The following is a 23,378-nucleotide window of genomic DNA, read 5'->3' as shown; positions in this document are numbered from 1 at the left end:
CGGCAATCACGCTTTGTTGTGCGTGATCAAATAACGGCGATGGAACGACTTGGTTCCGGTGATCTCCTCTCCGCCCTAGCCAGAAGGATCTAAGTGCGGTTCAGCTGGCGCCTCAGATGGCTAATGATAACCAGCTAGCGAGCAGCCTTGTTGTCGTTCAGCGTCCCAGAGCGGTGCTCAGTTCAGATTGGCGGGGCGGCGCAAGTCCAGTGTCAGCGGAAATTCGTCGGCTGGTTGTTCCTCGTGCAGTGCAAAGCCGCCAGCAGTGTAGTTGCCGGGCACGAACCGGGCGAGGCGGCGCGCTTCAGCCTCGTTGCCGTTGACGGGGAAAGTGTCGTAGTTGCGCCCGCCGGGATGAGCGACGTGATAAACGCAGCCGCCGACGGGACGTCCGGTCCAGCGATCATAGATGTCGAGCACGAGGGGGGCGTTTGGCTCCAGTGTCGGGTGGAGCCCCGAGGCAGGTTGCCAGGCCTTGAAGCGTACCCCCGCAACCGCCGTGCCGGCGGCGTCGGTTTTGCGCAGGGGCAGGGGGCGCCCGTTGCAGCACACGGCGTAGCGGTCAGGATTGGTACCTTCAAGTTTCACCTGAAGCCGTTCGACCGATGAATCAACAAAGCGCACCGTGCCGCCAATTGCACCCTGTTCGCCCATGACGTGCCAGGGTTCCAGCGCTTGGCGAAGTTCAAGGCGCAGGCCCTCGTATTCCACCTCGCCGCAGAAAGGAAAGCGGAACTCCAGTTGAGCGGCGAACCAGGCGGGATCAAGCCGGAAGCCGTGGTGCTCAAGGTCGGCCAGAACATCAAGGAAGTCCTGCCAGATGAAGTGGGGCAGCATAAAGCGGTCATGAAGCGTCGTGCCCCAGCGTACAAACTTGCCCTCTAGCGGATCGGTCCAGAACCGGGCGATCAACGCGCGGATCAGCACCTGCTGCGCGAGGGACATGCGGGCATTGGGGGGCATTTCGAAGCCGCGGAATTCCACAAGGCCTAGCCGGCCGGTCGGACCGTCGGGAGAGAACAGCTTGTCGATGCAGATCTCCGAGCGGTGGGTGTTGCCGGTGACGTCGGTCAAGAGATTGCGGAACAGGCGATCCACCAGCCAAGGCCGTGGCGCCGGCTCGCCCGATGCCGGGTTCGGCACCTGCGCCATGGCGATTTCGAGTTCATAGAGGCTGTCATGGCGCGCCTCGTCGAACCGGGGCGCTTGGCTGGTCGGCCCAATGAAGAGGCCCGAGAACAGGTAGGACATCGCAGGATGGCGCTGCCAATGGAGCACGAGGCTCTTGAGCAGGTCCGGACGCCGCAGGAAGGGGCTGTCCTCGGGCGTAGCGCCGCCCACAACAACGTGGTTGCCGCCGCCGGTGCCGGTGTGGCGCCCGTCGATCATGAACTTGTCGGCGCCCAGGCGGGAATGGCGGGCCTCCTCGTACACGGCGGTCGTGGTGGCGACGCACTCATCCCAGTTATTGGCGGGATGGATGTTGACCTCGATCACGCCGGGATCAGGGGCAACGCGGATGACGTTGAGACGCGGGTCGGTTGGTGGCCCGTAGCCCTCGAGGTGCACGGGTTGGCCGACTTCGCGGGCTGCGGCTTCAGTGGCGGCAACGAGTTCCAGATAGTCCTCGAGCGTTTCCACCGGCGGCAGGAAGACGCAAAGTCGATTGTCGCGGATTTCGGCGGTAACTGCAGTGCGCACCTCACCCTTGATTTCGCTGATCACTTGCTCGGTGCGATCCTGCTGCTCGCCGGCGGCGGTGAACTCGGCGGCCGTTTGGGCGCGCGGATCGGCGGAAAGGCCGGGATGGGCGGCGTGCGGGAGGATGGCGTCGGCGGGCGGCAGGGGGCCACGCGGGGCGCCAGGGTCCTGCGCCACGACATGGGGGTAGTCGGTAGGCTTGAGGTGCGGCAGCGCGGACAGGGGGAGCCGATAGCCGGCGGGACTGTCTCCGGGAGCCAGAAACAGCTTGCCGCGGCGGGTCTGCCATTTTTCCGTCAGCCAAGGGCTCGAGGCCTGCGCGTTCCAGCGCTGCACTGGCAGCACATAGCCGGTGGGGTTAGTTAGGCCGCGCGCAAAGACGGTGGCGATGCGTGAGCGCGCTTCGGGATCTGCGAGCTCGGAATTGGCCGGGTCCACATTGGGCGGCAGGTTGGCTTCCTTGAGCAGCCATTCGCCAGGATCTTCATAGGCCGGCTGGATGGTGTCGCCGGACAGGCCGAGATGGCGGGCGAAGGCGGCAAGGAATGCCTCGGCATCGCCCAGTGCGGCATTGGTGGCCACTCCCTCGCGAGCGATGAGGTTCTCATCCTGCCAGACCGGCTGGCCGTCGGTGCGCCAGTAAAGCGAGAAGGTCCAGCGGGGCAGGGTCTCGCCGGGATACCACTTGCCCTGACCATAATGCAGCAGGCCCGTTGGGGCGAAGCGCTGGCGCAGGCGCCGGATCAGGTCATCGGCCAGGGCGCGCTTAGTCGGCCCGACCGCTCCCGTGTTCCATTCCTCGGCCTCGAAGTCGTCAATCGAGACAAAGGTGGGCTCGCCACCCATGGTGAGGCGGACGTCATTTGCCGCCAGAACGGCGTCGACTTGGTGGCCCAGCGCATTGAGCTCGTCCCAAGCGGCATCCGAGAACGGCTTGGTGACGCGGGGATGCTCGGCGACGCGGTCAACGCGCATGTCAAAAGCAAAGTCGACCTCGGCATAGGAGGCAAGACCCGAGATCGGGGCGGCGTTGCGGTAATGCGGCGTGGCCGCCAGAGGGACGTGACTTTCGCCCGTGAGCAGGCCCGAAGTGGGGTCAAGACCGACCCAGCCCGCACCGGGCAAATAGACCTCGCACCAAGCATGCAGATCGGTGAAGTCGCGGTCCGTACCGGCGGGGCCATCAAGGGACACGAGATCGGGCTTGAGCTGGATCAGGTAGCCCGAAACGAAACGGGCAGCAAAGCCCAGATGGCGCAGGATGTTGACCAGGAGCCAGCTGGAATCGCGGCAGGAGCCGCGGGCATTGCCCAGGGTTTCCTCGGGGCTCCAGACGCCGGGCTCCATGCGCACGATGTAAGCGACGTGTTGCTGGAGGCGGGCGTTTAGCCCGGTGACGAAGGTCACCGTATTGGTGGGCGATCGATCGATGCCGGCGAGGAACTGTTCAACCAGCGGGCCAAGAGGTTCGGCCTTCATGTAGATGGCCAGGTCGTCGCTGATGTCTTCGGGATACAGGAAGGGCCAGGTCTCGGCGCTTTCTTCCACGAAGAAGTCGAACGGATTGTAGACCGTCATGTCGGCCACAAGATCCACCTCGATCTTGAGCTCGGTTACGGGTTCGGGGAAGACGAAGCGGGCGAGGAAGTTGCCGTAGGGGTCCTGTTGCACATTGACGAAGTGGTTTGCTGGGGTGACTTTGAGTGCGTGGCTGAGCACCTTGGTCTTGGAATGCGGCGCTGGCTGGAGCCGGATGATCTGGGGCTGCAAATAAACGGGGCGGTCATATTTGTAGTGCGTGAGGTGATAGACGGCAGCTTTGATCGACATGCGGTTGCGTCGCTCGCTTGGGTGAAATCCGGGTCGCCTGGCGGCAGCCTAGTCCCCTTTGACCGCAGCCGCCAGCACTGCCGATAACGCGGTTGGGGGACGCAAGCTCCTCTTTACAAACGTGGAGTTTGTGGCAGGGCCATTGTCAGAGCCGCACGCATGTCGCGCTCGGTGTCCTTGAGGTGCAGGCGCATGGCTTCACCGGCGGCGCGGCCATTGCCTGACTTGATGCATTCAAAGATACGCTCATGGTCGGCAATGGTGTTCCAAACCGTGTGGCCGCGCCGCTGATGGCCGCGCTGGCTGACGGTGAAGCCTTCGCGCAATGCCGGGGCCATGCCCTCGAACAGATAGCCGAGCACGCGATTGCCGCTGGCCAGCGCCACGGCTTCGTGGAAGGCCAGGTCATGGTCGTTGAAGCAGACCTCGTGGGTCTCCGCTGCGGTTTCCGACTCCCCCGCGGCATCGCGCATTCCTTGCAGGGCGTGCTCGATGGCCGCGGTGCCGGCTCGGGACGCGCGCTTGGCCGCCAGGGTCGCTGATTGCACCTCAAGGGACATGCGCACTTCCATGAGGTCAAACAGGCCCTTGGGATCGTAGCGCAACACCGAGGTGAGGAAATCGGTGAAGGCGGCGCCGTCCGGCTCGCGCACGACGGCGCGGCGGCCCTTGGCGATCTCAAGCAGACCCCGGCCTTCGAGCAGCTTGACGGACTCCCGGATGGTCAAGCGGCTCACCTGGTAGCGCAATGCGAGTTCGGCTTCGCTGGGCAGGCTTGTTCCCGGGATCATCTCGGTCAGGATCTGGCGTGCGAGGTGATCGGCCACGACACTGGCGGCGCTGCCCCCCTCAGGGGAGTTCCCATCCGTTGCGATGCTCAACTTTCCTCCTGCCTATCTGATAGGTCGACATAGATTGCATTGCTTCGAATGCTTTTTGGCCTCGGCGCACTGGCGGGCGGGCGGACGGTATCGTCAAGCAAGAGCGGCCGCAACCGGGAGGCTTGTTGAACTTTGGCAGGGTAGGGGGAGCGCGCGGGAAGCAAAGTAGCTTTACAGTCTTATCTGATTAAACTAGCTTCCGCGACGTGGGCTTGGGAGGGCCGCGGCTGCAACAGCGGCTGCCGGGAGAGGAATCAATGCAACGCAAATTGCTGCTGCGCCGGGGCGCCGCCGATGCCTGGTTCGCTCCGGTTCGGCATGCCTTGAGCAGCCCGCATCCGTGGGGCGCCGCCCGCCCCCAAGCACCAATGCTTATTCTTGCATACTGAAGATCATAGGGAGTCGAGACGTGAAGCTTGCCAAATCTCTTGCAACCTTGTTGACGGTCAGCGCCGTGGCGCTGGTCAGTTCGGCAGCGGTTTTTGCCCAGGACAAGGGTGCCATCGGTATCGCCATGCCAACCCAGTCGTCCTTGCGCTGGATCTCGGACGGCAATGAACTCAAGGCCGCGCTCGAGGCCAAGGGCTATACCGTCAATCTGCAATATGCCGAAGACGACATCCCCAACCAGCTCGCCCAGGTCGAGAACATGGTGACCACCGGGGTCGAGGCGCTGGTTGTCGCGTCGATCGACGGCACGACGCTGTCGAGCGTGCTGCAGCAGGCGGCTGACTCGGGCATCCCGGTCGTTGCCTATGACCGGTTGATCCGCGACACTGGCAATGTGGATTACTACACCACTTTCGACAACTTCCAGGTCGGCGTGCTGCAGGCCAATTCGATCCTCAAGGGTCTCGGCTATCCCGAGAATCCTGGCCCATTCAATATCGAGCTGTTTGGCGGCTCGCCCGACGACAACAATGCCTTCTTCTTCTATGACGGCGCGATGAGCGTGTTCCAGCCGCTGATCGACAAGGGTGACCTGGTGGTCAAGTCGGGCCAGCAGGGCATGGAAACCGTTGGCACGTTGCGCTGGGACGGTGCGGTGGCGCAGGCCCGCATGGATAACCTCCTGTCGAGCACCTATTCGGATGGTTCGCGCGTCGACGCCGTCCTGTCCCCCTATGATGGCTTGTCGCGCGGCATCATCTCCTCGCTGCGCGGCGTGGGCTATGGCTCGGCCGATCAGCCGTGGCCCATCATTTCGGGCCAGGATGCGGAAGCCCCCTCGGTCAAGGCGATCATTGCCGGCGAGCAGTATTCTACTGTCTACAAGGACACCCGTGAGCTGGCGCGCGTGACTGCGGACCTGGTGGAAACCGTGCTGACTGGCGGCACGCCCGAAGGTCTCGACACCACGACTTACGAAAATGGCGTCAAGGTCGTGCCCTCGATCCTGCTCACCCCCTATGAAGTCGACAAGTCCAACTACCAGGAACTGGTGGTGGATTCCGGCTACCTCAAGGCTGAAGATCTCCAGTAACTGCCGGGCTTTTCGTTCTCGCCCGGACGAGGAATGACTGCGCTGGCGGAGCAATCCGCCGGCGTTCTTGCAAAAGTTCTTTGCTCCACAGGGATGCGATACATGACATTTTTGAAGACCTTCGCCAGTGTTCTGGCGGTGAGCGCCGTGGCAATGACGGCCTCGAGCGCGGCCTTGGCCCAGGACAAGGGCACGATCGGCATTTCGATGCCCGAGCAGACCACGCTGCGCTGGATTTCCGATGGCGCCGAGCTCAAGGCCGCGCTTGAGGAAAAGGGCTATACGGTCGACCTGCAATATGCCGGCGACGACATTCCCAACCAGCTCGCCCAGATCGAAAACATGCTCACCACGGGCGTTGATGCCCTGGTGATCGCCGCGCTCGATGGCACGACGCTGTCGGCCGTGCTGCAGCAGGCGGGCGAGTCCGAAGTGGAAGTGTTCGCCTATGACCGCCTGATCCGCGACACCGGGAATGTGGATTATTACACCACTTTCGACAACTTCCAGGTGGGCGTGCTGCAGGCCAATTCGATCCTCAAGGGCCTCGGCTATCCCGAGAAGCCCGGCCCGTTCAATATCGAGCTGTTCGGCGGCTCGCCCGACGACAACAATGCTTTCTTCTTCTACGACGGCGCGATGAGCGTTTTCCAGCCGCTGATCGACAAGGGGGACCTCGTCGTCAAGTCCGGGCAGACCGGCATGCAGACGGTTGGTACCCTGCGCTGGGATGGTGCCACCGCCCAGTCTCGCATGGATAACTTGCTGTCCAGCGCTTATTCGGACGGCACCCGCGTCGATGCCGTTCTGGCACCCAATGACGGGCTGGCTCGCGGCATCATCTCGTCGCTGCGCGGCGTTGGTTATGGTTCGTCCGACCTCGCCTGGCCGATCATTTCGGGCCAGGACGCCGAGGCTCCGTCGGTCAAGGCGATTGTTGCGGGCGAGCAGTATTCGACCGTTTACAAGGACACCCGTGAATTGGCCCGGGTCACCGCGGACCTCGTGGAAACGGTTGTTTCGGGCGACACGCCTGAAGGCCTCGACACCACCACTTACGACAATGGTGTCAAGGTCGTGCCCTCGATCCTGCTGACGCCATATGAAGTGGACAAGACCAACTATCAGGAACTGCTGATCGACTCGGGCTATATCAAGGCCGAAGACGTCCAGTAATCCTGCAAACCAAGGACTGGGCCCCGCATTTGTTTGCGGGGCCTTTCCCGTCACAAAGGCGTTGCTTGCCGGACCCGGTAGAACCAAGCTAAGCGCCGCGCTACGGAGCGTTAGAGACAAGACGATGACCAAGACCATTCTGGAAATGCGCGGCATCACCAAGACCTTTCCGGGGGTCAAGGCGCTGCAGGATGTGAACCTGGATGTGCGCGAAGCCGAGATCCACGCGATTGTGGGGGAAAACGGCGCGGGCAAATCCACCCTGATGAAGGTGCTGAGCGGGGTTTATCCCGCCGGCAGCTATGAAGGGGAGATCATTTATCAAGACAAACCGGTTGCCTTCAAAACCATCCGCGACAGCGAACATGTGGGTATCGTCATCATCCATCAGGAGCTGGCACTGGTGCCGTTGCTCTCGATTGCCGAAAACATCTTTCTGGGCAATGAGCAGGCAAAAGCGGGGGTGATCGACTGGGATGAGACGCGCAATGGCGCGCGCAAGCTGTTGTCCATGGTCGGGCTCAAGGAAGATCCCGATACGCTGGTCACCCATATCGGGGTGGGCAAGCAGCAGCTGGTCGAGATTGCCAAGGCGCTGTCCAAAGAAGTCAAACTGCTGATCCTTGATGAACCCACCGCGAGTCTGTCCGAGAAGGACAGCGCGGCACTGCTTGATCTTCTACTGGAGTTCAAGGCGCAGGGGATTACTTCGATCATCATCTCGCACAAGCTCAACGAGATCGCCCGCGTTGCCGACCGGGTCACGGTGATCCGGGATGGGCGCACCATCGAGACGATGGATCGCGCCGATATGTCGGAAGACCGGATCATCGCGTCCATGGTGGGCCGCTCGCTGGAGGATCGTTATCCCAAGCGCGAACCGAAGATCGGTGAGGTGCTGCTAGAGGTCAAGAATTGGTCGGTTTACCACCCGCTCCATAGCGAGCGGCAGGTGATCAAGGGGGTCAACCTCAATGTGCGCAAGGGTGAAGTGGTGGGCATTGCCGGGCTGATGGGGGCCGGGCGGACCGAATTCGCCATGAGCCTTTTTGGCAAGACCTATGGCCGCAACATTTCGGGCGAAGTGTTCATGCATGGCAAGAAGGTGGATACCTCCACCGTCCGCCGGGCAGTGGATGCCGGGATTGCCTATGCCACCGAGGATCGCAAGACCTATGGGCTGAACCTAATCGACCACATCAAGCACAATACGACGCTGGCCAATTTGCCGGGCATCTCGCATGGCGGGGTGATCGACGACATGGCCGAGATGAAGGTCGCCAACGATTATCGCAAGATGACCAATATCCGCTCCTCGAGCGTGTATCAGATCGTGGGCAATCTTTCAGGCGGCAACCAGCAGAAGGTCGTGCTCAGCAAGTGGCTGTTCGCCAACCCTGACCTGCTGATCCTCGACGAGCCCACCCGCGGCATCGATGTTGGCGCCAAGTATGAAATCTACACGATCATCAACAAGCTGGCCGACGAGGGGAAGGGCATTCTGGTCATCTCCTCGGAAATGCCCGAGCTGCTGGGGATCTGTGACCGCATCTATGTGATGAATGAAGGCCGCATCGTTGGCGAGCTCGCCGGGAGCGAGGCAAGCCAGGAACGAATCATGCGCTCTATCGTGCGTGCAGAAGGAAAAATCGCATGACCACCGAAACCGTACCGCAGGTACCGAGCACCACTTCTTCGGCGCGCTCCGTACTCCAGGCCAATCTTCGCGACTACGGGCTGGTCGTCGCGTTGCTGGCCATCATGGTGTTCTTCCAGATCACCACCAATGGCACGATGTTCCGGCCATTGAACCTGACCAATGTGATCCTGCAGAACTCCTATATCGTGATCATGTCGCTGGGCATGCTGCTGGTGATCGTCGCTGGCCATATCGATCTGTCGGTGGGCTCGGTCTCGGGCTTTGTCGGTGGTCTCGCCGCGATCATGATGGTGCGCTGGGGCATTCCGCCACTCGCCACCATGGTGCTGTGCCTGGCCGTTGGTGCTGCCATCGGCGCGGCACAGGGCTATTGGATCGCTTATCTCAAGATCCCGTCCTTTATCGTGACGCTGGCGGGCATGCTGGTGTTCAAGGGCCTGGTGCTGGCGCTGCTGGGCGGCGCTTCGGTCGGGCCGTTCCCGGTTGAGTTCCAGCTGCTGAGCGCCGGCTTTGTCCCCGACATCATCGGCCCCATCACCATCCCACAGGGCGATGGCCCGCCGCTGGTGCTGCACACGACGACGCTGGTGATCGGTATCCTCGTGACGCTCGGTTATGTGTTCACCAGCCTGCGCAGCCGCAAGCGCCGGCAGGAGCATGGCTATGAGGCCGAGCCATTTGCCGTGTTCGCGGTCAAGACCGCGGTGTTGGGTGCGCTGATCCTGTTCTTCTCGTATCTCCTGGCCTCCTATCGCGGCCTGCCCAATGTGCTGATCGTGATGTCGATCCTGATCGCGATCTTTGTGTTCGTGACCAAGCGCACGACACTGGGGCGGCGCATCTATGCGCTGGGCGGCAACAGCAAGGCGGCGCAGCTTTCGGGCATCAAGACCGAGCGGCTGACCTTTTATGTGTTCGTGATCATGGGCATGCTGGCGGCTCTTGCCGGGCTGATCTTTGCGGCGCGCCTCAATACCGCGACCCCCAAGGCAGGGCAGGGCTTCGAGCTCGACGTGATCGCGGCCGTGTTCATCGGCGGCGCCTCGGCCCTGGGTGGCGTGGGGCAGGTGGCAGGGGCCGTGATCGGCGCCTTCATCATGGGCGTGATGAACAATGGCATGTCGATCATGGGCGTCAATATCGACTGGCAGCAGGTGATCAAGGGCCTGGTGCTGCTGGGTGCCGTGGTGTTCGACGTTTACAACAAGAACAAAGCCTAAGCGCCTGTTCGGGGATTCAAATCTGGCCGCTGGAGCAATCCGGCGGCCTTTTCGTTTGCAGGGGCTGGGACGTGCCAAATCTCCGCTCGGCCAAGGGCCAGCGGCTGCGACATGGGGCAAGGATCGCCTCGGTGCCGGTCGTCCGGCAAAAGGTATAGGTGAAGCAAGCCTTGCCCCATGCTATCCCGGAGACTCTATGGAAAGGACCGTCCTCGGCTTAAGCCCGTGCCGAAAGAAAACCCGGGGGCTCAAATCGGGTCACAGATCATCCTTTAAACCACAGGACATGGAGCGACCCCCATGCCATCCGGCCTCCCCATGCCGACCGTTCGTCGCGACCGCGCAGTTGCGCATGAAGATGGGGCAACAATAACCGAGCTTTTGGCACCGGGGATAAGTTGGTCGGTCGCCAAGGGGCGACCGACGCGCTCGGTGCCCGCTTACTCTGCCGGGACCGGTGCCGCCGGGGCGTTGGCGGCGTCGAGTTCGCGCTCGAGGCGCGCTTCCTGTTCGGCCTTAGGCTTGCTGAAGCGGGCCAGCAGCAGATAGGCCACCGGCGTCAGGTAGAGCGTCGAGATGGCGGCGAAGCTGAGGCCGCCCACCATCACCCAGCCAAGCGCCGTCCGCGCTTCGGCGCCCGCGCCGCTGGCCAGCACCAATGGCAGGCCGCCGATGATGGTGGCGATCATGGTCATCATCACCGGGCGCAGGCGGATATTGGAGGCTTCCTCGATCGCTTCGCCCACCGAGCGGCCTTCGTCGCGCAACTGATTGGCAAATTCAACAATCAGAATGCCGTTCTTGGCCATGATGCCGACCACGAGGACGAGCCCGATCTGGCTGAAGATGTTGAGGCTGCCTCCCGTGACCAGCAGCGCATAAAGCGCCGCCGCCACCCCGAAGGGCACGGTGGTCATCACGATGATGGCGCTCCACATGCTTTCGAACTGTGCCGCCAGCACCAGAAGGATGATGACAAGCGCAAAGCCGAAAGTGAGGAACAGGCCGTTATTGGCTTCACCCAGCGTCTTGGCTTCGGCAAGGGGCAGGATGGCGGTGCCCTCGGGCAGGATCGGGCGAGCGATTTCCAGCAGCCGAGTATAGGCGTCGCCGAGCGCGAGGCCGCCATCTTCAAGGCTGGCGGTGACCGTCACGGCGCGCCGCTGCTGCTCGCGCCGCAAGGTCGGGGGCACGGCAGACTCGGTGATGGTGGCGATGGTCGACATGGGCACATAGCGGCCCTGGCCGGTCTTGACGAAGAGGGTTTCGAGGTCGCGCGGGTCGTTCACCGGATTGCTGGTGGAGAGCATCCGCACGGTGTAGCTGGTGTCCTCAATGAAGACTGTGCCCACATCGGTGCCGTCGATCATGGCTTGCATGGTGGTGGCAAGGCCGTTGATATCGATGCCGAGCGCGTCAGCCCGTTCACGGTCGACCGACAAGGTGAGCTGGGGCTGGGTCGTATCGAAATTGACGGTCACGCGACCGAAGCGCCCGTCTTCCTCGAGCCGGTCGCTGATGGTTTCGGCCGTGTCGGCCAGCACATCATAGTTGGAGCCCACCACGGCAAATTGCAGGCCCGAGCCGCCGCCGCGGATACCAAGGCTGTTGCCCTGACCGACCGAAGCGCGCACGCCGGGAACCTGGGCCATCAGGGCATTGATGTCGGCGGCGATTTCGGCCTGGCTACGTTCCCGTTCACCCCAGGGGGCAAGCGAAAGAGTGAGCGAGCCGCCATTGCCCCAGCCGGAGAGCACAAAGATCGAGCGGATTTCGCCATTATCGACAAAGGGCTGCAGCATGGACTCGATGGTCGTCATCTGGCTGCGCACATAATCGAGGCTGGCGGTGCTGGGGGCCTGCACGCGCAGGGAAATCTGCGAGCGGTCCTCGGGCGGGGTGATCTCCTGACGCAGATTGCCATAGACGTAATAGGACGAGGCGGCAAAGAGCAGCGCGACGAGCACCACCACAAAGGGGTTGGCAAGGGCGAGCTTGAGGGTGCGGCTATAAAGACGGGCAAAGAAGCGCCCGATGCCCCCGATCAGACCCTTGCGGGGTTGGTCGGTATGCAGCTCGGCCTTGAGCAGGCGCGAGGCGATCATGGGGCCAAGCGACAGCGCCACTACCGAAGACAGCAACACGGCGATCGCGAGAGTGAAGCCGAATTCGCGGAACAGGCGCCCCGTTTGACCCGCAAGGAAGGAGAGCGGGATGAACACGGCGGCGAGGGTGAGGGTGGTGGCGACCACCGCAAAGAACACTTCCTGGGTACCCAGGACTGCGGCAGCGCGCGGTCCGGCGCCCATGGCTTTGCGGCGCACGATATTTTCCAGCACGACGATGGCATCGTCGACCACCAGCCCGGTGGCGAGCACAAGGGCGAGGAGCGTGATGATGTTGAGCGAGAAGCCGGCGAGGTAAATGCCCGCGACGGCGCCCAGAAGGGCGATGGGCATGGAGAGGGCCGGCACGATGGTGGCGCGCCAATCGAGCAGGAACAGATAGATGATGGCGACGACCACCAGTAGGGAGACGATGAGGGCAATCTGCACCTCATGCAACGCGCCTTCGATGAAGACCGCATCGTCGCTGGAAATCTTGACGTTGACGCCTTCGGGCAGGGTCTGGTTGAGCACTTCGACGGCGGCATGAACACCTTCCGAAATCTCGATGGTGTTGGACTGGGCCTGGCGCACGATGCCGAGGCCAATGCCGGGCTTGCCATCGGAGCGGAGCGACGAAGTGCTGGCGGCGGCGTCGAAGACGACAGTCGCGACATCGCCCAGCGTCGTCTTGCCCGAGATGATGATGTTCTCAAAGTCCTCCGGCTGGGTGACTTCGGAGAGGGCGCGCACGGAAATATTCTGGTTGGGGCCATTGATGGAGCCGGCGGGCGTATCAAAGGCAATGGTGGAAACGGCGTTGCGGATGTCGGCGACGGTGAGCCCAAGGCTGGCGAGCTTGACGGGATCGACATCGATCTCGAACGCGGTTTCGCGCGTGCCATAGACCTGCACTTCGGCCACGCCGTTGACGGCAGCGAGGCGCTCGGAAATGACGTCCTCGACCAACTGGCTGAGCTCGCCTACCGGGACGATATCGGACGTGACCGCAAGCTGGATAACGGCCTGGGCATCGGAGTCTGCCTTGAAGATGGTGGGGTCATCTACCCCGTCGGGCAGGGAGCGCGTGACGCGGCTCAGGGCATCGCGGACATCGGAGGTCGCGACATCGAGATTGGTGCCGTCGGTAAATTCCAGGGTAACGCGGCTGGTATTGGTGGAGGAACTCGAGGAAATGGCGGTGACGCCCTGAACGCGCGCCACGGCGCCTTCGACAACCGCGGTGACTTCGCGATCCACGGTTTCGGCGGCCGCGCCCTCAAAGCGGGTGGAGATGGACAGGACGGGCTGCTCGACGCTGGGCAGCTCACGCACTTCAGCGCCAAGGAGCGCGGCAAGGCCGGCCACGACGATGAGGGCGTTGATCACCATCGCCATGACTGGGCGGCGCACAAAGAGGCCGGCGAGGGTGCCGCCACGCTGGTTTTTTGCTGCAATCGACATGGGCAAAATCCTTTGCGGGCTAGCTGGCCGACGCGGCCTGGGGCAATTCGCCCCCGGTGCCGTCGGGCCCTTCAAGGAGCGTCACCTGAGCGCCTTCGCTCAGCTGCAGCACGCCTTCGGTGATGATGGCGTCGCCCGGCGCCAGATCGGCCCGGACCAAAACGCCGTCGCTGTTACGCTGGACGATTTCGGCGGGCACGCGCACGGCGCGGCCCTCGACATACTTCCAAACATAGGAGCCCTCGGTGGACCACAGGATCGCCAGCGGATTGACGGCTGGGTAGGTTTCGCCGGGGAATCGCAGGGCCACCTGGAAAGACATGCCGGGGCGGAGGGTACCGTCCTCATTGGGGATTTCCGCCTGGACCTGGAGCGTGCGGCTGGCGGGATCGACGCGATTATCGAGCGCGCTGATCTCGCCTTCAAAAGTGCGGCCCGGCACGGCGAGGGCGGATACGGTGATGGGCGTGCCCGGCTGGACGATGCTGGTGTAGCGCTCGGGCACCCAGAAATCGACGCGCACCGACGCGATGTCATCAATGGTGGTGACGGTGGTTTGCGCGCCGACATAATTGCCGGGGGTGACCTGGATCAATCCGACCGTGCCGCTGATTGGGCTGGTGATGGTGCGACGGGCGAGGGCCAGTTCGGCATTGCGCACCTCAAGATCGGCATTGGCGGCGGCGAGCTGGGCGGCGGTGAGGGCGGTGTTGGCCACGACATTGGAGCTGGCGAGCCCTTCGGTGCGGGCAAGGGTCGCAGCGGCATCATCGGCGGCGAGGCGGGCGCGGTCGAGGGCAAGCTGTTCGGCATCGGCTTCGAGGCGGGCGATGACGTCGCCGGCTGCCACTTCCTGGCCGGGCGCGACCAGAACTTCGGTCAGCGTGCCGCCGGCGGAGGAAACCACGGTGACGGAGCGCACGGCGGTGCCTTCGCCGATGGCGCTGAGCGTGTCGTTGATGGTGGCAAGGGTGACCCCGGTGGTCACGACATTGGTTTGGCGACTGGCGCCGCGCGGGCCGCCCGGGCCGCGCCCGCCCGGACCTGAACCAGGGTTTGCACCAGGGCCGGCCGCGGGTCCGCGGGGACCGCCATCCGGGGCGCCAGGAGCGCCGCCCGGGCGCCCGGCTGGAGGGGCATTGGCAACTTCCTGGGTGGAGCCAAAGGGCAGGGCGATGCCGTAGGAGGCCAGGGTTTGTGTGGCGCCGGGGGCGAAAAAGACCCATGCCAGGGCCGCAGCGGCTAAAATGATCACCGATGCCAGAAGCTGCCGTATCAAGCTGATTTAATCCCATTCACCTAATGCGCGCGAAGGAGCCGCAGCGCTGTCGGTGGCAGCATATCAGCCTTGGTCCCCCCTGCGCACGTTACAATGCCGTTAATTAACCATGGAGCGCCGTTTCAGGCGATCGGAGCATCGGGATTGGCGCCCCATTCGGTCCAGGAGCCGTCATAAACCGACACATCCTTGGCGCCGGCGACCTCAAGCGCGAGCGCAAGGGCAGAGGCGGTGATGCCCGAGCCGCAGGTGGTGATGATGGGGCGGCTGAGATCAACGCGGCGCTCGGCAAACAGCTGGCGCAGCTCGGCGGGCGAGCGCATGGCACCCGCCTCGGTCAAGAGGCTGGCGGGCACATTGATGCTGCCGGGTATGCGGCCACCCCGCAGGCCCGGTCGTGGTTCAGGCACTTCAGCATGGAAGCGCGCCGCCGGCCGGGCATCGAGGATCTGCGCTTCGCGGTCGCGGCTGCGCGCGGCGACAGTGCCGAAATCAGCCACGCGGGCTGGGTCGAGCCGGACCTCGAAGTGTTGCGGCTCACGGTGCACTGGCCCCGATTCCATTGGCCGGCCCTCTGCGCGCCATTTGGGCGAGCCGCCGGCGAGCAGGAGCACGTTGGGGGCGCCCATGGCCTTGAAGGTCCACCAGACGCGGGGGGCGGTGGCCATGCCGAGCTGGTCGTAAACAACGATGGTCATGGTGTCGGAAATGCCGAGCTCACCCACGGCGCCGGCAAAGGCGGCCGGGGCGGGGAGCATATGGGGCAGGTCGGTGTCCTTGTCAGCGATGGCATCGATGTCGAAGAACACGGCGCCCGGCAGATGGGCCTCAAGATATTCGGCGCGTGGATCGCGGACCGAGCCGGGCATGTGCCAGGAGCCATCCAGGATCACCAGATCGGGATCGCCGAGATGCTCGGCCAGCCAGTCGGTTGATACGAAGTGGTTATCCATTGTTCGGCTCCTTGCTTGTCGCGGGGCCACCATGGCGCGGGCGCCCGCGCGCGTCAAACGCGCAGCGCCCTATCCGGGCTGGCAAGTGCTCGACGATAGCCGGCGCAAGCGTCCGGCAATACACGCGGATTTGTCCCTGTTCTTGCCAAAAGGCAGGCGGCGGGCGAATTCAGGTGGCCGCTGCTTGACAGTATAGGGGGCCTCTGGTTGTCTCCTGAGCAAGGCGCTTTGGAAGAGTGTTGGGGCAACCAGCCAACCAAAGCCTAAGAGGGGGAATGCTGCCAGCGCCGCCCCGAAAAGGCGCGCTTGTTGGCCGGGTTCTTCCTCGATCACGTGTTTCATTCGGGAGGATACCAATGAAGATCAACAAGCTGATGGCCGGTCTGCTGGCGAGCGTCACCCTGGTGGCGAGCGCCGCGCAAGCGGCCGAGCTGTCCATTGTTTCGGGGGACACCGGCACGGGGCTGGCATTCCTGCAGACCCAGTTGGACCTGTTTGCCGAGCAGACCGGGCACGCCGTCACCATCGTGCCCATGCCGTCTTCGACCTCGGACCAGTTCGGCCAGTATCGGCTGTGGCTGGCGGCCGGCAATGCCGATATCGATGTGTATACCACCGACGTGATCTGGGCGCCGCAGCTGGCCGACCAGTTCCTCGACCTCAGCGAAGCGGCTGCCGATGTGATCGGGGCGCATTTCCCCTCCATCATCGAATCCCAGACCGTGGACGGCAAGCTCGTAGCCATGCCCGGCTATACCGACGCGCCAGCCCTTTATTACCGCACCGACCTGCTGGAAAAATACGGCAAGGAAGTGCCCGGCACCTGGGCCGAGCTCAAGGCGACCGCCCAAGAAGTGATGGATGGCGAGCGTGCGGCGGGGAACCCCGACATGTTCGGCTTCGTCTTCCAGGGCAATGCCTATGAAGGGCTGACCTGCAACGCGCTGGAATGGGTCAAATCCTATGGCGGCGGGCAGGTGGTTGAGGCCGACGGCACCATTTCCATCAACAACGAGCAGGCGGTCGCGGCGCTCGAGGAAGCGGCCAGCTGGATCGGCACGATCTCGCCCGAAGGCAATCTCGCTTATGGCGAAGAAGAAAGCCGCGGCGTCTGGCAGCTGGGCAATGCAGTGTTCATGCGCAACTGGCCCTATGCTTATGCGCTGGGCAATGGCTCGGACTCCAGCATTGCCGGCAAGTTCGACGTGGCTCCCCTGCCAGCAGGCGATGGCGCCGAGGCGCGGTCGGCCGCAACGCTGGGTGGCTGGAATTATGCCGTATCCAAATATTCCCAGGATCCCGATGCGGCCATCGAGCTAGCCTTGTTCCTGAGCTCGCCCGAAGTGCAAAAAGCGCGGGCGATCAACCAGACGCAATTGCCCACGATCGAAGCCCTTTATGACGATGCCGAAATCGCCGAGGCCGCGCCGATCGTGCCGAACTGGAAGGAAATCTTCCAGAATGCGGTGCCGCGTCCATCGGCCCCGACCAAGGCGGATTACAACCAGGTCTCCTCGCTGTTCTGGAGCGCTGTGCATGACACGCTTTCGGGCAATGGCTCGGCGGCGGAGAACCTCGAAGTGCTGGAACTCGATCTGACCGACCTCAAGGGCAGCGGCTGGTAAGCCAGAAGTCGGGCCCTTTTCAGCTCGGGCGGACGGCACGCTAGCCGCCCGCCTCCAGCCGGGGGCAAATAACGGGGGAGGAGCAGCAGATGGCTACCGAAACCCTGGCGGCGCCAGTCCCCGCAGCCAGACCCAAGGTCCAGTCCCAACTGATGCAGCAGCGCCTGCGGGCGGCGCGCTGGTTCCTGTTGCCGATGATGGCGGCGCTGGCGGTGGTGGCCGGCTGGCCACTGCTGCGCTCGATCTATTTTTCCTTCACCGACGCTTCGCTCAACGACCTTTATGGGGCCGAATGGGTGGGGTTCAGCAATTATCTGCAGATCCGCACACTCGAAAGCGGGCGCACGATTTACCGTGGCCTGCTGGTGGATCCGGCCTGGTGGAACGCCGTCTGGAACACCGTCCGCTTCGCCGTCATTTCAGTGTCCGCCGAGGCGGTGCTGGGCATGCTGGTGGCGCTGGTGCTCAATGCCGAGTTCAAGGGCCGCGGCATTGTCCGCGCGGCCATCCTGATCCCCTGGGCGATCCCGACCATTGTTTCGGCCCGCATGTGGGGCTGGATGCTGAACGACCAGTTCGGCATCATCAACGATCTCGGCATGAAGCTGGGCCTGTTGAGCCAGAAAGTGGCCTGGACCGCGTCACCCGAAACGGCGATGACCGCGGTGCTGATCGTCGATATTTGGAAAACGACGCCATTCATGGCGCTGCTGATCCTGGCGGGCTTGCAGATGATCCCGCGCGACATTTATGAGGCGGCCGAAATCGACGGCGTGCATCCGGTCAAGCAGTTCTTCCGCATCACGCTGCCGCTGGTCAGGCCAGCGCTGATGGTGGCGATCATCTTCCGCATTCTCGATGCGCTGCGCATCTTCGATCTGATCTATGTGCTGACGCCCAATAGCGCGGCTACCAAGACCATGTCGGTGCTGGCGCGCGAAAACCTCTTCGACTTCGACAATTTTGCCTATGGCTCGGCGCAGTCGACATTCCTGTTCGTGCTGATCGTGCTGTTCACCATCCTTTATATCTGGCTGGGACGGGTCAATTTCGACGGGGGAGATCGCTGATGGCCGCCGCCACCATTCATCCTTGGAAGCTGATCAAGCGGGTGCTATTCTACCTGCTGGTCCTCGTGATCGTCGTCGTCTCGGTGTTCCCGTTCTATTACGCGATCCTGACCAGCTTCAAATCGGGTACCGACATTTTCCGGGTCAGTTATTGGCCGACTTCGTTCAGCCTGCAGAACTACCAATCGGTGCTGACCTCAGGCAGTTTTCCGCGCAATCTGCTCAACTCGATCTTTGTCGCGACCGTCACCGTGTTGCTGGCGCTGTTTCTGGCCGTGACGGCGGCCTATGCGCTGAGCCGCGTGCGGTTCCGGGGCCGTAGCTTATTGCTGATGACGATTCTCGCCGTCTCGATGTTTCCCCAGATCGCGGTGCTCGCCGGGCTGTTCGAGGTGATCCGGAGCCTTGGGATCTACAACACGCCCTGGGCGCTGATCTTTTCCTACACGATCTTCACGCTGCCCTTTACCGTCTGGGTACTGACGACCTTCATGCGCGACTTGCCGGTGGAGATCGAGGAAGCCGCGATCGTGGATGGTGCAACGCCCTGGGTGATCATCACCCGCGTCTTCCTGCCGCTGATGTGGCCGGCGCTGGTGACGACGGGGCTCCTGGCCTTCATCAGCGCCTGGAACGAGTTCCTGTTCGCGTTGACCTTCACCTCATCCAACAATACCCGCACTGTTCCGGTCGCCATTGCGCTGCTCTCGGGTGGTTCGCAGTTCGAAACGCCCTGGGGGCTGATCATGGCCGCTTCGGTGATCGTGACGGTGCCGCTGGTGGTGCTGGTGTTGATTTTCCAGCGCAAGATCGTCAGCGGGCTCACCGCCGGCGGCGTCAAAGGCTAGGAGTGTTCCCAGATGGCTAGCATCGAGCTTCGCAATATCCGCAAGGCCTTTGGCGTGGTGGAGGTGATCAAGGGCGTCGACCTGCAGGTGCGCTCGGGCGAGTTCATGGTGTTTGTCGGGCCCTCGGGCTGCGGCAAATCCACCTTGTTGCGTCTGATCTGTGGGCTCGAGGACATTACCTCGGGCGAGATGCTGTTTGATGGCGAGGTGGTCAATGCGCTGGCCCCATCCAAGCGCGGCATCGCCATGGTGTTCCAGTCCTATGCGCTTTATCCGCATATGACGGTCTACGAGAACATGGCCTTCGGGCTGACGCTGGAAAAGGGCAAGGGCAAGGAAGAAATCCGCCAGCGGGTGGAGCGCGCCGCCGATATGCTGCAGATCCGGCCCTATCTCGACCGGCTGCCCAAGCAGCTGTCGGGCGGGCAGCGCCAGCGCGTGGCGATCGGGCGGGCGATCACGCGCGATCCGCGCGTGTTTTTGTTCGATGAACCGCTCTCGAACCTCGATGCGGCGCTGCGCGTGGCGACGCGCATCGAGATCGCCAAGCTGCATGAAGAGATGAACGACGTCACCATGATCTATGTGACACATGATCAGGTGGAAGCGATGACGCTGGCTGATCGTATCTGCGTGCTGCGCGACGGGATGATCGAGCAGGTGGGCACGCCGATGGAGCTTTATGAGCGGCCCGATTCCATGTTCGTCGCCGGGTTTATCGGTTCGCCCAAGATGAACTTCCTCTCCGGGGAACTGGCGGCGCCCTTTGGCGCTAAGACAGTGGGCATCCGGGGCGAACACATCATCATCAAGCCCAGCGAGGGGCTGTGGACCGGCAAGGTGATCCATACGGAAAACCTGGGTGCCGACAGCTATGTTTATCTCGAAATGGGCACCGAAGAGCCCGTAGTGGTGCGGCTCGATGGCAGCAACAGCTACCATTCGGGCGAAACGGTGCATATCAGTCCGATGGACGACAAGATTCACCGCTTCGATGGCGGGGGCAAGCCGATCCGGTGAGGGCGCCGCTCGACGGCAAGGAGCAGGAACCGCAACGCGGCGCTGCCTCCCGGCGTTAGCGTTTTGAGAACACCTCCTGGGTCTGGCGCCTTTCCGCGCGCCTCGGCCGCGGAGCTGCCAAGCGCCTTGGTTCAATGGCCGTGCGGAAGCAATGACCCGCCGGCCAGCAAGTTATAGGAGACGACCATGCCGATCCGTACCCTGGTCTGGGGCGAAAATGTCCATGAGCAAAAGAACAAGATCGTCGCGGACAATTACCCCGAGGGCATGCACAACCAGATCGCCAAGCTCCTCGCCAGCGACAGCAATATCTCAACCAAGACCGCGACCCTGCAGGACCTCGAGCATGGCTGCAGCGAAGCGGCATTGGCCGAGACCGATGTGCTGATCTGGTGGGGACACGCTGCCCATGGCCAGGTCGAGGACGAGGTAGTTGAGCGGATCGCCCAGCGCGTCTGGGAAGGCATGGGGCTGATCGTGCTCCATTCCGGACATTTCTCAAAAATCTTCAAGCGGCTGATGGGATCGCCCTGCGGCCTCTCCTGGCGGGAAGCGGGCGAGCGCGAGCGGCTGTGGGTCACCAATCCTGGCCACCCCATCGCCAAGGGCCTGCCGCCATATTTCGAGCTCGAGATGGAAGAAATGTATGGCGAGCCATTCTCGGTGCCCGAGCCGCTCGAAACGGTGTTCGTTTCCTGGTTCCAGGGCGGGGAAGTGTTCCGCTCGGGGCTGACCTACCGGCGTGGTGCCGGCAATATTTTCTATTTCCGCCCGGGCCACGAAACCTATCCGACCTATCACGACGACACGGTCGGGCTGGTGCTGCGCAACGCGGTAAACTGGGCTTATAATGCTAAGAGCTATCCGCAGCTGCTGACCGCGCCCAACCGGCCGGTCGACGAAGCGCCCGAGAAAATCGAGGAGCGCGGACCAAAACTGCATCATGGGCGCGAAGAGGGGTTTCGCTAGGCCTGGCAAGCCTAGCGCGGTGACATTCCCGATCTTGCAAGTCCGGCTTCCATTGCGCATCTAGTGGCGCGAACAAGGGGACCGAAATGGGCATTATCTGGAGTATTTTCGTTGGGTTCTTTGCGGGGCTGATCGCGCGCTGGATCACGCCGGGCGATCACAAGCCATCCGGCTTTATCCTCACTACGGTGCTGGGCATTGTCGGCTCACTGGTCGCGACATTCCTGGGACAGCAGATCGGGCTCTACGACGCCAATGATGGGGCGGGGTTTATCGGGGCGGTGGTTGGCGCGGTGATCGTGCTGCTGGTTTGGAGCCAGTTGGCCCGGCGGGCTTAATCCGTCGCAGCCAACAAAAAAAGGCGCCCCTCGGGCGCCTTTCGTGTCTCTGGGCCACTATTTGATGACGGTGATGCGACCATCGGTATAGGGCGTGTACTCGCCACCGAGCTTGGCAATGTATTCGGCTACGACCTGCTCGAGCGGGGGACCGAAATCATAGGCGTTGTCGCCCCCGGCAAAGCTGGCAAAGCCGTCGCCGCCACCACGGACATAGTTGTTGGTGACGATCTTGTAGGTCGCGGCTTCATCGATCGGGCCCCAATCCTCGCCGTTCTTGACCATGACCTCGCTGACGCGGCTGCCAACGGGCTGGGAGATATCGAAGGCGTATTTGAGCCCGGCGACCTGAGCGAAGCGGCCGGCGCCGTTCTCGACGTCGCTGACGCCGTTTTCGAGCGCTTCGATCACATCAGCGCCGGTGATGTCGACGGTGGCGAGCGTGTTGGAGAAGGGCAGGACGGTGATCACCTCACCCATGGTGATTTCGCCGGCGTCAATGGAAGCACGCACGCCCCCGCCATTTTGGAAGGCGATGGTGGCGCCCTGATCGGCGACGCGGTCGAGAATGGCGTCGGCCAGCAGATTGCCCATGGCGCACTCCATGGCGCGGCACACTTCACGCGAGCCTTCGATTGGCGCGGTGGCGGTGCCGATCACCTCGCCCATGGCTTCCTCGATCGGGCCGGCCAGTGCGGTCAGCTGGGTGGCGAAGTCCTCGTTCCCCTCGACGGAAGCATCGATCAGGAAGGGCTCGCCTTCGGCTGATATCACCTCGCCCTGGTCGTTCCAGGTGACGGCGAGATTGCCGAGATATTTGCCGTATTGATTGGCTTGGACCACCGGCACTTCCACGCCCATGGGGTTGTTGACCAGGGTGGGGTAAGGGCCGGCGGCGCCTTCGGCGGTGTTGGACAGCAGGGTGTGGGAGTGGCCCCCGACAATGACGTCGACGAGGGGCAGGGCGGCGGCAACCTGCTGATCGAGCGTATAGCCAATATGGCTGAGGAGGATGATCTTGTTTACCCCAGCCGCATCAAGGGCTTCGGAGGCGCCGCGCACATACTGAATCACGTCGGTGAACTCGACATCGGCGCCGGGCGACGCAATCTCGGGGGTGTCTTCGGTGGTGGCGCCAATGATGCCGATGCGCTCGCCGCCAACATCGAGAACGATGGAGCCCTTGATCTTGCCGCGCAGATCTTCGGACCGGGTCACGTCGAAATTGCCGCCGATAATGGGAAACTCGGCGGCGGCGATGAAGGTGGAAAACTCTTCGGGGCCATCGTCGAACTCATGGTTGCCGGTAGCAACCACGTCGAAATTCATCTGATTGAAGAAGTCGGAAACGACCTTGGACTTGTAGGTGGTGTAGTAGACCGAGCCCTGGAAGTTGTCGCCAGCCGAAAGGAGCAGCGAGTTGCCACCGGCCGCGTCAATGTCGGCGCGCGTGGTATCGATGATGGACTTGAGGCGGGCGATACCGCCAAAGCACTCGCCGGCCGCATCGGTTTCGGCGTCGCAGTCGGAGTCCGAACCCGTGATCGGCTCGAAGCGCGAGTGGAAATCGTTGATGTGCAGGATGTTTAGCGTCCAATCGGCGTAGGCTGCGCCAGAAAATGTGGCGCAGAGGGTGAGCGCGCTGGCGCCCAAGAGCAGTTTCTTCATCCCTGTCATCCTTGATGCTTTCGACCGTGCTGTTGCAATGGCGCCTCAAGCGAGGCCGGACCACCTCGGGGAAGTTAATCAGTTCTTT

16 protein-coding genes are annotated in these 23,378 nt (G+C 62.8%); 10 read left to right on the top strand and 6 right to left on the bottom strand.

Annotation, left to right across the window (positions count from 1 at the left end):
* Positions 1–177: 177 nt before the first annotated feature.
* Both AC3YOG_RS13400 and AC3YOG_RS13395 read right to left on the bottom strand, forming a co-directional pair.
* Complete coding sequence (locus AC3YOG_RS13400) at positions 178–3,531, bottom strand: transglutaminase family protein (RefSeq protein ID WP_489935437.1); 3,354 nt, start codon at positions 3,529–3,531, stop codon at positions 178–180.
* 113 nt (positions 3,532–3,644) lie between these two features.
* Positions 3,645–4,412, bottom strand: a complete 768-nt coding sequence (locus tag AC3YOG_RS13395; protein WP_172123908.1) for a FadR/GntR family transcriptional regulator — start codon at positions 4,410–4,412, stop codon at positions 3,645–3,647.
* 409 nt (positions 4,413–4,821) lie between these two features.
* Between AC3YOG_RS13395 and chvE (AC3YOG_RS13390) the strand changes: the two genes are divergently transcribed.
* From chvE (AC3YOG_RS13390) to mmsB, 4 genes are all read left to right on the top strand, one after another.
* The gene (gene chvE, locus AC3YOG_RS13390) at positions 4,822–5,895 is read left to right on the top strand and encodes a multiple monosaccharide ABC transporter substrate-binding protein (protein ID WP_172123906.1); all 1,074 of its coding nucleotides are present in this window, start codon (positions 4,822–4,824) and stop codon (positions 5,893–5,895) included.
* Positions 5,896–6,006: 111 nt separating this feature from the next.
* Complete coding sequence (gene chvE, locus AC3YOG_RS13385) at positions 6,007–7,071, top strand: multiple monosaccharide ABC transporter substrate-binding protein (RefSeq protein WP_489889186.1); 1,065 nt, start codon at positions 6,007–6,009, stop codon at positions 7,069–7,071.
* A gap of 124 nt (positions 7,072–7,195) precedes the next feature.
* The gene (gene mmsA / locus AC3YOG_RS13380) at positions 7,196–8,728 is read left to right on the top strand and encodes a multiple monosaccharide ABC transporter ATP-binding protein (protein WP_127753784.1); all 1,533 of its coding nucleotides are present in this window, start codon (positions 7,196–7,198) and stop codon (positions 8,726–8,728) included.
* Complete coding sequence (gene mmsB / locus AC3YOG_RS13375; RefSeq protein WP_489935436.1) at positions 8,725–9,951, top strand: multiple monosaccharide ABC transporter permease; 1,227 nt, start codon at positions 8,725–8,727, stop codon at positions 9,949–9,951. Before mmsA ends, mmsB begins: the two co-directional genes overlap by 4 nt.
* A 440-nt stretch (positions 9,952–10,391) precedes the next feature.
* Here mmsB and AC3YOG_RS13370 read toward each other — a convergent pair whose 3' ends face one another.
* The 3 genes from AC3YOG_RS13370 to sseA all read right to left on the bottom strand — a co-directional run bounded on the left by AC3YOG_RS13370 (position 10,392) and on the right by sseA (position 15,752).
* Positions 10,392–13,520 carry an efflux RND transporter permease subunit gene (locus tag AC3YOG_RS13370; protein WP_489935435.1) on the bottom strand — a complete coding sequence of 1,043 codons (3,129 nt, stop codon included), beginning with the start codon at positions 13,518–13,520 and terminating at the stop codon, positions 10,392–10,394.
* A 19-nt stretch (positions 13,521–13,539) separates the two neighbouring features.
* Positions 13,540–14,799, bottom strand: a complete 1,260-nt coding sequence (locus AC3YOG_RS13365) for an efflux RND transporter periplasmic adaptor subunit (RefSeq protein ID WP_489935434.1) — start codon at positions 14,797–14,799, stop codon at positions 13,540–13,542.
* Positions 14,800–14,921: 122 nt separating this feature from the next.
* A complete protein-coding gene (sseA, locus tag AC3YOG_RS13360) occupies positions 14,922–15,752 on the bottom strand; it encodes a 3-mercaptopyruvate sulfurtransferase (RefSeq protein ID WP_489935433.1) in 831 nt (276 codons plus the stop codon).
* Positions 15,753–16,126: 374 nt separating this feature from the next.
* On the opposite strand from sseA, the gene AC3YOG_RS13355 reads away from it, so the two are divergent.
* The 6 genes from AC3YOG_RS13355 (at position 16,127) to AC3YOG_RS13330 (ending at position 21,622) form a co-directional block, all read left to right on the top strand.
* Positions 16,127–17,377, top strand: a complete 1,251-nt coding sequence (locus tag AC3YOG_RS13355; RefSeq protein ID WP_489935914.1) for an ABC transporter substrate-binding protein — start codon at positions 16,127–16,129, stop codon at positions 17,375–17,377.
* Between the two features lie 89 nt (positions 17,378–17,466).
* Positions 17,467–18,447, top strand: a complete 981-nt coding sequence (locus tag AC3YOG_RS13350) for a carbohydrate ABC transporter permease (RefSeq protein ID WP_489935432.1) — start codon at positions 17,467–17,469, stop codon at positions 18,445–18,447.
* The gene (locus AC3YOG_RS13345) at positions 18,447–19,295 is read left to right on the top strand and encodes a carbohydrate ABC transporter permease (protein ID WP_127753778.1); all 849 of its coding nucleotides are present in this window, start codon (positions 18,447–18,449) and stop codon (positions 19,293–19,295) included. Before AC3YOG_RS13350 ends, AC3YOG_RS13345 begins: the two co-directional genes overlap by 1 nt.
* A gap of 12 nt (positions 19,296–19,307) precedes the next feature.
* Entirely contained in the window at positions 19,308–20,315 is a 1,008-nt protein-coding gene (locus tag AC3YOG_RS13340; protein WP_489935431.1) for an ABC transporter ATP-binding protein, read from the top strand.
* A 186-nt stretch (positions 20,316–20,501) separates the two neighbouring features.
* A complete protein-coding gene (locus tag AC3YOG_RS13335; protein ID WP_489935430.1) occupies positions 20,502–21,284 on the top strand; it encodes a ThuA domain-containing protein in 783 nt (260 codons plus the stop codon).
* Positions 21,285–21,370: 86 nt separating this feature from the next.
* Positions 21,371–21,622 carry a GlsB/YeaQ/YmgE family stress response membrane protein gene (locus tag AC3YOG_RS13330; RefSeq protein WP_127753775.1) on the top strand — a complete coding sequence of 84 codons (252 nt, stop codon included), beginning with the start codon at positions 21,371–21,373 and terminating at the stop codon, positions 21,620–21,622.
* 57 nt (positions 21,623–21,679) lie between these two features.
* Here AC3YOG_RS13330 and AC3YOG_RS13325 read toward each other — a convergent pair whose 3' ends face one another.
* Entirely contained in the window at positions 21,680–23,290 is a 1,611-nt protein-coding gene (locus AC3YOG_RS13325) for a bifunctional metallophosphatase/5'-nucleotidase (RefSeq protein ID WP_489935429.1), read from the bottom strand.
* Positions 23,291–23,378 lie beyond the last annotated feature (88 nt).

The organism is Devosia sp. Z6_126, from assembly GCF_058133495.1.
This window is presented reverse-complemented; position numbering and strand designations above follow the sequence as displayed.